The 13,526-nt window shown below is 67.1% G+C and carries 10 protein-coding genes; 7 read left to right on the top strand and 3 right to left on the bottom strand.

The genetic code is table 11. The annotated features are described in order from the left end of the window. The first annotated feature begins 93 nt into the window (after positions 1-93). Positions 94-4,791 (top strand): ExeM/NucH family extracellular endonuclease, encoded by a 4,698-nt coding sequence (locus tag IEV67_RS08580; RefSeq protein ID WP_229702921.1) that lies wholly within the window; start codon positions 94-96, stop codon positions 4,789-4,791. A 278-nt stretch (positions 4,792-5,069) separates the two neighbouring features. On the opposite strand, the gene IEV67_RS08575 is transcribed toward IEV67_RS08580, so the two are convergent. Further along, positions 5,070-5,678: a VOC family protein gene (locus tag IEV67_RS08575; protein ID WP_188436155.1), complete on the bottom strand. Its 609-nt coding sequence runs from the start codon at positions 5,676-5,678 to the stop codon at positions 5,070-5,072. A 98-nt stretch (positions 5,679-5,776) separates the two neighbouring features. On the opposite strand from IEV67_RS08575, the gene IEV67_RS08570 reads away from it, so the two are divergent. From IEV67_RS08570 to IEV67_RS08550, 5 genes are all read left to right on the top strand, one after another. Further along, positions 5,777-6,295: a DUF3817 domain-containing protein gene (locus tag IEV67_RS08570; protein WP_188436154.1), complete on the top strand. Its 519-nt coding sequence runs from the start codon at positions 5,777-5,779 to the stop codon at positions 6,293-6,295. Then, positions 6,292-7,869, top strand: coding sequence for a glutamine-hydrolyzing GMP synthase (guaA, locus tag IEV67_RS08565; protein WP_188436153.1), 1,578 nt, complete (start codon positions 6,292-6,294; stop codon positions 7,867-7,869). Before IEV67_RS08570 ends, guaA begins: the two co-directional genes overlap by 4 nt. Before the next feature lies 1 nt (position 7,870). Beyond that, positions 7,871-9,271, top strand: coding sequence for a glycosyltransferase (locus IEV67_RS08560; RefSeq protein ID WP_229702919.1), 1,401 nt, complete (start codon positions 7,871-7,873; stop codon positions 9,269-9,271). 97 nt (positions 9,272-9,368) lie between these two features. Beyond that, positions 9,369-9,797 carry a YciI family protein gene (locus IEV67_RS08555; protein WP_188436152.1) on the top strand — a complete coding sequence of 143 codons (429 nt, stop codon included), beginning with the start codon at positions 9,369-9,371 and terminating at the stop codon, positions 9,795-9,797. After that, on the top strand, positions 9,794-11,074 hold the full coding sequence (locus tag IEV67_RS08550; protein WP_188436151.1) for an RNA polymerase sigma factor: 1,281 nt from the start codon (positions 9,794-9,796) through the stop codon (positions 11,072-11,074). Before IEV67_RS08555 ends, IEV67_RS08550 begins: the two co-directional genes overlap by 4 nt. A 6-nt stretch (positions 11,075-11,080) precedes the next feature. On the opposite strand, the gene IEV67_RS08545 is transcribed toward IEV67_RS08550, so the two are convergent. Continuing rightward, entirely contained in the window at positions 11,081-11,353 is a 273-nt protein-coding gene (locus IEV67_RS08545) for a GlsB/YeaQ/YmgE family stress response membrane protein (RefSeq protein ID WP_188436150.1), read from the bottom strand. Between the two features lie 141 nt (positions 11,354-11,494). Continuing rightward, a complete protein-coding gene (locus IEV67_RS08540) occupies positions 11,495-12,394 on the bottom strand; it encodes a Bax inhibitor-1/YccA family protein (protein ID WP_188436149.1) in 900 nt (299 codons plus the stop codon). Positions 12,395-12,483: 89 nt separating this feature from the next. On the opposite strand from IEV67_RS08540, the gene IEV67_RS08535 reads away from it, so the two are divergent. Then, positions 12,484-13,470, top strand: a complete 987-nt coding sequence (locus IEV67_RS08535; RefSeq protein ID WP_188436148.1) for a glycerophosphodiester phosphodiesterase family protein — start codon at positions 12,484-12,486, stop codon at positions 13,468-13,470. Positions 13,471-13,526 lie beyond the last annotated feature (56 nt).

Raw genomic sequence — 13,526 nt, 5'->3', positions numbered from 1 at the left:
GTCCTGCGTCGTATGGCGCTCTGGTTAGCAATCGGTGAACACCATTGAGGATGTCGGTTCTGCTGTCTAAGCTCCTCAACATGTGAGTGCGCTGTGAGCACCACGACGACGGTTTCACGAGAGCTGTCGTTCGATCAGACCGAGGAGACAGCACCGATGATGTCAGCCCCTGATGGCAGGAACCTCACAGTTCCCGCCTCTCACCGCACAGGCAGGGGCCGCGTCGGCGTCCTTGCCGCGACCTGCGTCTTCGCCCTCGGCGCGGGCTCCCTGGTCGTCACGCCCGCTTTCGCAGACACAGCAGGCACTGGCGTCGTCATCAACGAGGCGTACCTGTCCGGCGGAAGCGCGGGCGCCGCGTTCACGAACAAGTTCGTCGAGCTCTACAACCCGACCGCAGCCGACATCACCCTCGACGGCATGTCGCTGCAGTACCGCTCGGCGACGGGAACGGCGAACTTCAACGGCGTCGCGCCGCTCACCGGTGTGATCCCGGCCGGCGGCTACTACCTGGTACAGGGCAACAGCAACGGCACCAACGGCGCTGCGCTGCCGACCCCGGACGCCGTCACCACACTGACTCCGAGCGGAACTAACGGCACGCTCGCCCTCGTCGAGGGCACGGCGGCCGTGAACCTGACCCCCGGTTCGGTCACCGTCGCAGAGGGTGTCGTCGACCTTCTCGGCTATGGCACGTCGAACACGTTCGAGACCGCCGCGGCGACGCCGCCGGCGGGCAACACCGACGTCAAGTCGCTGAACCGCACGGGCGGCGTCGACACCGACGACAACAGCGCGGACTTCACGCTCTCGGCGACGATCACGCCGCAGGGCACAGGCCAGACGGATCCCACCGACCCGACCGATCCCACCGACCCCACGGACCCGGTCGACCCCACCACGGCGTCGATCGCCGATGTGCAGGGCACGACCGATGTCTCTCCGCTCGACGGCCAGGCCGTCACTGTCGAGGGCATCGTCACCGGCGACTACCGCGTGGGCGGCTACAAGGGCATCTCGATCCAGACGGCCGGCAGCGGCGGCGATGCGGACGCCACTCCCGGCGCATCCGACGGCGTCTTCGTCTTCCTGAACGCTCTCGCTCCGACGCTGGCGATCGGCGACCTCGTCTCGGTCACCGGCACGGTCTCTGAGTACTTCGGCCAGACGCAGATCTCTCCCGCGGCCGTCGAAGACGTCTCCGTCGTCACCGCCGGAGTCGGCGTTCCCGCGGCGACTCCGCTGCCGGAGACGGTGATCGGCGCCGACCGCGAGACCTACGAGAACATGCTTGTGGCACCCGCCGGCACCTATCGCCTGGCATCGAGTCACCAGCTGTACAACTTCGGAACGCTGTGGCTGAACCCCGGCGAGCTCAACGTCAAGAGCACCGAGACGACGCGTCCCGGTGCGGATGCCGATGCCATCGCGGCCGCGAACCGCGCAGAGCGCATCCTGCTCGACGACGGCTGGAACTCGCAGGTGACCAGCGGTGCTCACACGGGCGAGCAGCCGTACTTCAGGACCGACACCCCGGTGCGAAACGGCGACGTCGTCGACTTCGCCGATACCGGTTACGTGCTGCAGTACGGCTTCGACGACTGGCGCCTGCAGCCGGTCATCGCGATCGATGATGCGAGCGACGCGGCCTACAAGGCGACGTTCACGACCGAGAACCCGCGCAGCGACACGCCCCCCGAGGTCGGCGGCGACGTGCAGGTCGGCGCGTTCAACGTCTTCAACTACTTCACGACACTGCAGAGCGAAGACCCCGACGCACGCGGCGCCAAGACTGCAGAGCTGTTCGCCACGCAGAAGTCGAAGATCGTCACGGCGATCAACGACCTCGATGCCGATGTCGTCGCGCTCATGGAGATCGAGAACTCGATCCACTTCGGAAAGCCGGTCGACACGGCCGTCGCCGACCTGGTCGACGGACTCAACGCGGACGCCGGCTCGGATGTCTGGGACTTCGTCCCGACGCCGGAGGCGCTGCTGAGCACAGACACCGATGTGATCACGAACGCGATCATCTACAAGAAGGATGCCGCGACTCCCGTCGGCGACAGTGCCACAGTGGTCGATGAGACCGTGTGGGGCAACGCCCGCGAGCCGATTGCGCAGACCTTCGATCTCGACGGCAAGACCGTTTCGGTCGTGGCGAACCACTTCAAGTCGAAGTCGGGCGACGGCGATGAGCCTGCCGACGGCCAGGGTCAGTTCAATGCCGACCGCGTCGCGCAGGCGCAGTCGCTGCTCGGATTCACCGAGACGCTGACCGAGACCAGCGGCAGCGAAGACGTCCTGCTGCTCGGCGACTTCAACGCCTACGGCCAGGAAGACCCGATCGACGTGTTCGCGCAGGCCGGCTGGACCGACCTCGTGCCCGCGAAGGCCGCGGGCCAGTACACGTACACGTTCGACGGCGAACTCGGCTCGCTCGACCACGCGATCGCATCGCCTTCGCTCGCCGAGTCGGTCACCGGCACTGGTGTGTGGGGGATCAACTCCGCCGAGTGGAGTGACCGCGGCTACGAATTCGGCGCGGCTGAGGCGGGCACGCCGTTCCGCTCCAGCGACCACGACCCGGTGATCGTCGGCATCTCCAGCGAGATCCCGCCGGTGAACATCGACATCGTCACGATCAACGACTTCCACGGTCGGATCGAGGCGGATGGCGCCGCGGCAGGTGCAGCGGTTCTCGCCGGTGCGGTGCAGTCGGTGCGCGACGCGAACCCGAACACGGTGTTCGCGGCTGCCGGTGACCTCATCGGAGCGTCCACGTTCACGTCGTTCATCAACGACGACAACCCCACGATCGACGCGCTCAACGCGGCCGGACTCGATGTGAGCGCGGCGGGCAACCACGAGTTCGATCAGGGCTGGGAAGACCTGCGCGACCGTGTGCAGGATCGTGCGGACTGGGAGTACATCTCCTCGAACGTGTTCCTCACCGAGACCGGTGAGACCGCACTCGCGCCCGCATGGGTCAAGGAGCTCGACGGCGTGCGGGTCGGCTTCATCGGCGCCGTGACGGAAGAGCTCGACTCGCTCGTCTCGCCGGAGGGCATCGCCGATCTCGAGGTGCGCGGCATCGTCGACTCGGTCAACGCCGTCGCCGACGATCTCACCGACGGTGACGACGCCAACGGCGAGGCCGATGTGCTGGTCCTCCTCGTCCACGAGGGCGCCACGTCGACGGATGTCGCGAGCATCACGCCGGACTCGGCGCTCGGCGAGATCGTCGCCGGTGTCGATGACAGCGTCAGCGCGATCGTCTCGGCGCACACCCACCTCGCGTACAACCACGTCATCGACGGCCGTCCGGTCGTCTCGGCGGGTCAGTACGGCGAGAACTTCGGCCTGATGAACCTGCAGGTCGATCCGGAGACGAAGGAGCTGCTCTCGATCACGAACGAGATCAAGCCGCTCACCGACAACGGAACGCCGCTGTACGACGCCGACGGCGACGTGCAGGCGATCGTCGACGCGGCCAAGGCCGAGGCCGACATCCTCGGTGCGGAGTCGGTCGGTGCGATCACCGGAGACTTCAACCGTGCTCGTCAGAGCGACGGAGCGGAGAACCGCGGTGGTGAATCGACCATTGGCAACTTCGTCGCAGACGTGCACCAGTGGGCGACGGGCGCGGACATCGCGATCATGAACCCCGGCGGCATCAGGGCGAACCTGACGTACGCGGGCACGGGCGAGCAGGACGCCGACGGCAACGTCACGTTCCGCGAGGCGGCGACGGTGCAGCCGTTCGCCAACACGCTGGTCACACTGAACCTCACCGGCGCCCAGCTGAAGGGCGTGCTGGAGGAGCAGTGGCAGCCGGCGGGTTCGAGCCGTCCGTTCCTGAAGCTCGGCGTCTCGGAGGGCCTGCAGTACACGTACGACCCGACGGCGACGGCAGGGGAGCGGATCACCTCGATCACCCTGAACGGTGAGCCGATCGATCCTGCGGCCTCGTACGTCGTCGCGGCGAACTCGTTCCTCGCGGCCGGTGGAGACAACTTCTTCACCTTCGCCGAGGGAACGGGCAAAGCCGACACCGGCAAGATCGACCTGCAGTCGATGGTCGACTGGTTCGACGCCAACGGCACGGCTTCGCCCGACCTCGCCCAGCGCGCGGTCGGCGTGACGCTCAGCACTGCGGATGCCGATGGCTACAGCGCCGGCGATCAGGTCACGATTGACCTGTCGTCACTGGCGTTCAGCGGGGGAGACCCCGTTCCGGCCGAGGTCAGCGTCTCGCTCGGAGACACGGTTCTCGCCACGGGTGCCGTCGACCCGACGATCGTGAACACCACGGATGAGGCAGGGCGGGCGAGCCTGACGTTCACCGTTCCGGATGGCGTCACCGGCGAGCAGCTCACGGTCGCCACTGCGGACGGCACGAGCGTGCAGGTGCCGTTCACGATCACCGGCGAAGACGGCGGCGGCGAGTTCGCCGGCACCATCGAGGTCGCGGCCAAGACGGTCAGCGCTGGCAAGAAGCTCACCGTCACCGGTGCGGACTTCGAGCCCGGTGAGACCGTCGCGATCTCGCTCGAGTCGAAGAAGGGCAAGGTCGTCGAGCTCGGCACCGCGGTCGTGAACGACGACGGCACCTTCAGCAGCTCGGTCACGGTTCCCAAGAAGACGGATGCCGGCAAATACACGGTCATCGTCGCTCAGGAGGACGGCGACCAGGCCACCGGCACGGTCACGGTCAACAAGGGCGGCGGCGGGGGCGTCATCCGCGACATCCTCGACTGGCTGTGGGACCTCATCACCGGCTGGTTCTGACACTGAACCGCTGATGCACAGAGGCCGCTGGGAGTGATCCCGGCGGCCTCCGTCGTGTGCGGAGGGCTAATCAGGCAGCCGGCTCCCGGCGACCGCTCGGGAGGTGTCGCTTCGTGCCGCACCGAGGCTTCGGATGCGGCCAATGGCGACACCTCGTCGTTCGAGGCCCGAGCCCTGCACTCGGGAGGTGTCGCTTCGTGCCGCACCGAGTCTTCGGATGCGGCAAATGGCGACACCTCCCGGCGCGCGCAGCGGCCCGGCCCGCCCTGAGGCACGAATCAGGAGGCCGGCTCCCACGAGAAGCCATCGGGGTCCGTGACCTCGCCCAGCGCGCCCTGGATCAGGATGCGGTGCGACCCGGATCCCTCGGGAGACACGGCGACCGACTTGGCCAGCGCTGCGCGCTTGTACAGGCCCAGGCCGATCGACCCTTCTGACACTTTGAAGTCGACGTAGCTGCCGAAGCTCTTGCCGACGGGGATGCCCCGCTCCACGTAGAACGCTTTGCTCGCCTTGACATCGTCGACACCGAGCAGCAGCACGACGCTGTCGATCGTGCGGCTCGCAGGCGCGGTGTCCTTCTTCGACGAGGTGGCGATGTTCCACACCGCGCCGTCCGGTGCCTGGACCGCGCCGCCGAAGCCCCACAGCGACTTCGCTGCGGGCTTGATCTCGGTGGCTCCCGCGGCGATGGCGTCGTCGAGCAGCAGCTGTGCGTTCGCGGGCTGCGACACGATGAGTGAGAGCGTGTATCCGCGGAACCCGGAGGTCGCGGCATCCGATTCGCGAAGTCGGAGCCGGTCTCCGAGCGAGAATGCCTGCGCGCAGAAGGCTTCGGCGGCTGAGAGGTCGGCGACTTCGAGTGTGATGCTGTCGATGGCGTTCATGTGCTCCACGCTACGAGCGCATCACCCGTCGCGCTTCTTGATTCCTGCTCGATCGGGGGCGCCGGAACCCCTGCGTGACCCCGGGTAGACTTGAACGCATGCCAGAGCCGAAAGCCGCCTCCTTCCCGAAGATCCGTGGGGCGCTGAAGTTCTATCAGATCGCGTCGATCATCACCGGTGTCATGCTGCTTCTGCTGCTGATCGAGATGATCCTGAAGTACAGCCCCATCCACGTCGAACTGTTCGCCGGCGGCTCTGGCGGCCTCCTCTGGTTCGCGCCGGTCATCGTCGGCGACGGATGTCAGTGGTTCTCACTGTTCGTGCCTGGCGGTATGGGCTGCGACCTCGTCTCCGCTGGCGACGGCGTGAACCTGTCACTGTTCATCCTCGTGGCGCACGGCTGGTTCTACGTCGTGTACCTCTTCTCCGTCTTCCGCCTGTGGAGCCTGATGCGGTGGCCGTTCAGCCGCTTCATCACGCTCGCGCTCGGCGGCGTCATCCCCGCGCTCTCGTTCATCATGGAGGCCAAGGTCTCCCGCGAGGTCAAGGCGTACCTCGCATCGCGTGAGGCGGCACTCGCCGCCGAAGCATCAGAAAACCAGGAGGCAGCGCGATGAGCGCCGACACCGCACAGCGTCCCGTCCTCGTCGTCGACTTCGGCGCGCAGTACGCGCAGCTCATCGCCCGTCGCGTCCGCGAAGCCGGCGTCTACAGCGAGATCGTGCCGCACACGGTGACCGCCGCAGACATCGCCGAGAAGAACCCGGTCGCGCTCATCCTCTCCGGCGGGCCGTCGTCCGTCTACGAAGAGGGCGCCCCCGCGCTCGACGGCGACATCTTCGACCTCGGCGTCCCGACTCTCGGCATCTGCTACGGCTTCCAGGTCATGGCCCGCGCTCTCGGCGGCGAGGTCGCCAACACCGGCCTGCGCGAATACGGGGCGACGGATGCTGCGCTCTCCGGCGACGGCGGCGTGCTGCTCGGCGGACAGCCGGACACCCAGAACGTGTGGATGAGCCACGGCGACCAGGTCGCCAAGGCGCCAGAGGGCTTCGAGGTCCTCGCCTCCACCGCCGACACGCCCGTCGCAGCCTTCGGCAGCGCCGAGAAGGGCTTCTACGGCGTGCAGTGGCACCCGGAGGTCAAGCACTCCGACCATGGCCAGGAGGTCATCGAGAACTTCCTGCACAAGGCCGCAGGTCTCGCCGCCGACTGGAACAGCGGCAACGTCATCGAGGAGCAGGTCGCCCGCATCCGCGAGCAGGTCGGCTCCGCCCGCGTCATCTCCGCTCTCTCCGGCGGTGTCGACTCCGCGGTGTCCACCGCGCTCGTGCACAAGGCGATCGGCGACCAGCTCACGGCGGTCTTCGTCGACCACGGGCTCCTCCGCAAGGGCGAGCGCGAGCAGGTCGAGCAGGATTACGTCGCTTCCACCGGCGTGCGCCTGATCACGGTGGACGCCGCCGACACGTTCCTCGGGCATCTGAAGGGCGTCAGCGATCCGGAGCAGAAGCGCAAGATCATCGGCCGTGAGTTCATCCGCGCGTTCGAGAAGGTGCAGCTCGATCTGGTCGCCGAGGCCAAGGCAGAGGGCGAGCCCATCAAGTTCCTCGTGCAGGGCACGCTCTACCCCGACGTGGTCGAGTCGGGCGGTGGTACAGGTACCGCGAACATCAAGTCGCACCACAACGTCGGCGGTCTGCCGGAAGACCTCGACTTCGAGCTCATCGAGCCGCTGCGCACCCTGTTCAAGGACGAGGTGCGCCAGATCGGACGCGACCTCGGTCTTCCCGAGGCGATCGTCGGACGGCAGCCGTTTCCGGGGCCAGGCCTCGGCATCCGCATCGTGGGTGAGGTCACCGCTGACCGTCTCGAGATTCTGCGCGAGGCCGACGCCATCGCCCGCGAGGAGCTGACCAAGGCCGGTCTCGACAGCGAGATCTGGCAGTGCCCCGTCGTGCTGCTCGCCGACGTGCGCTCCGTGGGCGTGCAGGGCGACGGCCGCACCTACGGCCACCCGATCGTGCTGCGCCCGGTGTCCAGCGAAGACGCCATGACGGCCGACTGGACCCGCCTTCCGTACGATGTGCTGTCGAAGATCTCGAACCGGATCACCAACAGCGTCCGCGACGTGAACCGCGTGGTGCTGGACGTCACGTCCAAGCCCCCGGGAACCATCGAATGGGAGTGACGTGGGCGGAATCGCGCTAGATTCCGTGCTGCCGGATGCGGAGTACATCGTGCTCTCCAGCCGGCTGGTCCCCGACCTCGACGGGGGTTACACGATCGCGACGCTGTCGCGCGCCACGCAGCTCGCGAAGGCCGGCGTCGCCGAGGGCAAAGGGCCCCTGCTGCTCACCTTCGACCCAGCGGATGCCGCAGCCCACGCCGCACATCGATCGACGTTCGCGCGGCGCGGAGCGATCACTGATCCTGCGCGCATGCGCAACCTGTTCGATGAGGCGGCGGATACTGACGGCGGCGCGGCCGCATGGCTGCGCGATGCGGCATCCGCCGACCTGTCGACGAACCTTCCGGAGCGCGAGTACCGCGTGCTGCGGGATGCGGAGGACCGCCCCTTCGCCGCGTTGCCGGTGATACCGGGCGACCCCGACTGGCACCTCACGGATGAGCCGGTGCTCGTATACGACGCGACGGCTCAGGTAATCGGCGGGGTGGCGGGATTCCGCGGGCTGTATGCCGCATGGCTGCAACACATCACGGCCGCCATCACCGACAAGCAGATCGTCGTGATCTGCGAGTCACGCCAGTTGGGCGAGCTCATCGCCGACTGGGATCACCCCCGCGTGCGCATCATCCACACGATCCACACCATGCATCTCGAGGCGCCGTACACGCCGGATGCCGCCATGAACGCCCTGTGGACGCGCTGGTTCGCGCTGGCCGACAGCTTCGACGCCGTGGCATGGCCGACCGGGACGCAGCGTGATGACGTCGTCGCCCGCTTCGGCGACGCCGCTCGCCATGTCGTGATCCCGAACGCTGCCCCCGATTCCGAAAGGCGCGCCGCAACCACGCTCGAGCGAGAACCCGGGCTCGTCGTCGTGCTCGGACGCCTGGCGGCGGGCAAACGCGTCGACCATTCGATCCGCGCGTTCATCGCCGCCGACGTCCCTGGGTCCCGCATGGAGATCTGGGGCGGGGGAGCGGAGCACGACGCACTGCAGGCGTTGATCGACGAGCGCGGTGCAGGCTCGCGGGTCATGCTCGCCGGCCACACGGATGCTCCGGGCCGGGTGCTCGATCGTGCATCCGTCGTGGTCACATCCACCGCGTTCGAGGGCCAGGGGCTGTCGATTCTCGAGGCGCTGCTGCACGATGTGCCAGTGATCTCGTACGACGTGCGCTACGGGCCGGGCGACCTGCTGGTCGGCGGAGGCGGGATCCTGGTGCCGGACGGCGACGAGGCCGCTCTCGCCGAAGCGCTTCGGGCGGTCCTGACCGACCATGAGCTGTATGCCCGTCTGGTCGCCGAGGCGCCGGTCGCGGCATCCGCATGGAGCGCCGAGCGCGCTACCGAGGCATTCGCCGCCGCAGTGCGCGAGGTCCTCTCCGCACCGTCCCGCCGCTGATTCAGAAGTTTTTCTCCCGAGATGTCGATCCGGGTCTTTCCCGTTCGACGTCTTAGTGAGAGGGTCGAAAACGATCCCCCGAACCAAGGAGAGAATCATGAAGTTCATGCTGATCATGCGCGCGGACGACTCGGGCGTCGACGCATACAAGGACATCCCGTTCGAGCAGATCATCGAGGCGATGGGCAAGTACAACGAGTCCATGATGAAGGCCGGGGTGCTACTCGCAGGCGAGGGCCTCACCGATGCCGCAGAAGGCTTCGTCGTCGACTTCTCGGCAGAGGCGCCGCTCGTCACCGACGGCCCCTACGGCGAGACGAAGGAGCTGTTCAACGGGTTCTGGATCATCGAGGTCTCCACCCGCGAGGAGGCAGCGGAGTGGGCGAAGCGTGCACCGCTCGGCCCTGGGGCGTTCCTCGAGGTACGTCGAGTCACTGAGATGGACGACTTCCCGGCCGACAACGAATGGATCCAGAAGGAAGAGGGCTGGCGCGACGAGCAGGCTCAGCGCGCTCAGCAGTCATGACCGATCAGCCGGCCGCGGCGATGGAGCGCTCCACGAACAGCGTGGAGCGCTCCGTCGCCGCGGTCTGGCGCATCGAATCGGCGAAGATCGTCGCGACTCTCACCCGCATGGTCGGCGATTTCGGCCATGCCGAAGACCTCGCCCAGGAAGCGCTCATCGACGCTCTGAAGCAGTGGCCGGGTGAGGGCGTACCACGCAACCCCGCCGCCTGGCTCACAGCGGTCGCGAAGCGCAAGGCGATCGACGGCTGGCGTCGTCAGGAGCGGCTCGACGACAGGATCGCCGTGATCGCGCACGACCTCGAGCGGGAGCAGGCGGATGCTGCGGACGCCGACCCCTGGGATCCCGACGAGATCGACGACGATGTGCTGCGGCTGGTCTTCGTCTCCTGCCACCCCGTGCTCTCGCGCGAGGCGCGCGTCGCCCTGACTCTGCGCGTGGTCGCCGGCCTCAGCACCGAGCAGATCGCGCGAGCGTTCCTGGTTCCGGTCGCGACGATCCAGCAGCGCATCGTGCGCGCGAAGAAGACCCTGGCGGCCGCGAACGTGCCGTTCGAGGTGCCGCCGCGCGAGGAGTACGCGGAGCGGTTGAGCGCGATCTTCGGGGTGCTGTACCTGATCTTCAATGAGGCTCACGCCGCGAGCAGCGGTTCGGACTGGATGCGTCCTGAGCTCGGGGAGGAGGCCATCCGTCTCACCCGCGTGCTCACGGCTCTGGTCCCGAAACAGCGCGACGCCCACAGCCTGCTCGCACTGATGGAGCTCACCGCCGCACGCTTCCCCGCCCGGGTGGACGCCAAAGGGGAACCGGTGCTGCTCGCGGACCAGGATCGTTCTCGGTGGGATCGGAGCCGCATCTCCCGCGGCCGCGCCGCGCTGGCAGCCGCCGATCGCCTCGGTGGCGGGCGCACGGCCTATGGCCTGCAGGCGGCGATCGCGGAATGCCATGCGGTCGCGGCATCCGTCGAAGACACCGACTGGGACCGCATCGTCGTGCTCTACGAGGCACTGGGGCGCATCGCGCCTTCGCCCGTCATCGAGCTGAACCGGGCCGCGGCGGTCGCGATGGCCACCGGGCCGGCATCCGCTCTTCGCATCATCGACCGTCTCGCGGCGTCCGATGCGCTGAAGGGATACCACCTGCTGCCGGCGACCCGAGGCGAGATGCTGCTCCGCCTCGGACGCAGAGAAGAGGCCCGTTCCGAATTCGCCACCGCCGCGAGACTCGCGGGGAACGAAAGGGAACGGGCCCTTCTGGAGGCGAAAGCCTCCGAGTAGTCGGATCTAGTCGCGGACCTTGCTGCCACGGCCGACGATCAGACCATAGATCAGCAGCACGATGATCGCGCCACCGATCGCGAGAAGCCAAGTGGACAGGCTCCAGAACTCGTTGAGACCGACGCCGAAGATCATTCCGCCGATCCAGCCGCCGAGGATTGCTCCGACGACACCGAGAATCAGAGTGACGATCCAGCCGCCACCCTGCTTACCCGGCAGGATCAGTTTTGCGATCGCTCCGGCGATCAATCCGAGGATAAGAAATGCGAGGAAACCCATGGTGTAAATCCCCTTTCTGTAGCGGTGAGCCAACTATGCTCCACACTCTGCACAAAAACCACCCCCTTGCGCGCGTGTCGCGAATATGGGAAAAGGCCCCCTCTCAGACGAGAAGGAGCCTTTTCGGCAGGAGCTGAGTGATCAGTTGCTGCGGGCGATCGCGATGATGCGCAGGATCTCGATGTAGAGCCAGACAACCGTGACCATGATGCCGAAGCCGCCGACCCAGCCGTACACGCGAGGGGCGCCGTTGCGCACACCCTGCTGGATCTGGTCGAAGTCGAGCACCAGCGAGTACGCCGCCATGAAGACGACCAGCACGCCGATGATCAGGCCGAGCGGAATGCCCATTATCTCGACGCTGCGCAGTCCGAATGCGTTGTCGTTGATGCCGGTCCACATCAGCACGAGGTTCAGCAGGGAGAAGACGAGGTAGCCGACCATGGCGATCATGAAGATCTTGGTCATCTTCGCGGATGCGCGGATCTTGCCGCTCGCGAAGAGCGCCAGGGTCACACCGACGACGGCGACCGTCGCGAGCGTCGCCTGCACGACGATGCCGGGGTAGAGGAGCTCGAAGAACGCCGAGATGCCACCGACGAACACACCCTCGAACGCCGCATACGCGAAGATCAGCGCTGGGCGCACCTTCTTGCGGGAGGTGAAGGTGATGATCATGGCGAGCACGAAGCCGCCGAGGGCGCCGACGATCATCGGAAGCATCGATACGCCTGCGGTCGGGTTGACGCTGACGCCGCCCAGAGTCCACACCCAGCCGACGACGGCCGTGACGAGGAGGATCGCGAACAGGCCCGCGGTCTTCCAGACGGTGTCCTCGACGCTCATGCGGTCAGTCTCGATGGCGCCGGCCGGCGGTGCGGCGTACATGCCTTCGAGCTGTGCGTTGGCGGCAGCGTCCATGCCCGCGTGCGCGAGCGATGCGGTCTGCGCGTTCTGGCCGCCGGCAGCACCGGGGTATGTCGCGACGTTCCGCGGATCCTGCTTCTGGAACGCTGGGTTGTTGAATGCGAAATTGCTCATGGTGGGCCTCACTCCGAACGGGTTTCAAGGTCGCTTTCCTCAACGATACCCGCGCATTGTCGTGTATGGGTGTGTTCTACGCTGTGAGCATGCCCAGGAGGTCTCCACTCGTCATCGGCCATCGCGGCGCCCCTGGCTATCGCCCGGAGCACAGCAGGTCCTCGTATGAGCTCGCCCTCGCGATGGGGGTGGATGCCGTCGAACCCGACGTCGTCGCGACGAAGGACGGCGTGCTGGTCGTTCGTCATGAGAACGAGATCTCCGGCACCACTGACGTGGCGCACCACCCCGAGTTCGCCGACCGCAAGACGACCAAGCGCGTCGATGGGCAGGCGCTGACTGGCTGGTTCACCGAGGACTTCACCTGGGACGAGATCGCGACTTTGCGCACCACGGAGCGGATTCCAACCGTGCGCACGACCAGCGCGACGTTCGACGGAGGGCAGGGCGTGCTGCGCCTGACGGACGTGCTCGACATCGTGCGCGCAGGCTCTGCCGAACACGGTCGCGAGATCGGCGTCGTGCTGGAGATCAAGCACGCCACCTACTTCGCGAGCGTCGGTCTGGATCTGGTGCCCCTGATCGTCCGGGACCTCCGGTCGGCCGGCTGGGCCGACGGCGAGCTTCCCCTGATCATCGAGGCTTTCGAGTCGACTGTGCTCGCGCAGCTGCGGGCCGAGGGCGTCCCCGCCTCGTACATCTACCTGATCGAAGCATCCGGTCGCCCGTACGATCAGCTCGTCGCGCACGGCAAGGCCGCCGCGACCTACAAGGCGACGGTCACCCCGCAGGGGCTGGACGCGCTGGTCGGAAAGTTCGACGGCATCAGCGTCAACAAGCGGATGCTGCTGGCCAAGGGCAGCACGATCGTCTCGGATGCGCACGCCAGGGGAATGAAGGTGTTCACCTGGACGGCGCGCCCGGAGAATTCGTTCCTCGCCGCCGAGTTCCGCGGTGAGGGCGGCAAGGCGGCGTTCGGCGACTACGAGGCGGAGTGGGCGGTGCTGGCGGATGCCGGCATCGACGGCGTCTTCGTCGATCATCCTGACCTCGGCGTCGCGTTCTTCCGCCGCTGACTCCGCCAGGGCGCTCGTACCTGAACGCCCGCCGGACATGGCTCGTTCACCCGGCG

Source organism: Microbacterium murale (genome assembly GCF_014635185.1).
Lineage (GTDB): Bacteria > Actinomycetota > Actinomycetes > Actinomycetales > Microbacteriaceae > Microbacterium > Microbacterium murale.
Note: the sequence above shows the minus strand (reverse complement) of the source record. Positions and strands in the feature narration are given on the sequence as shown.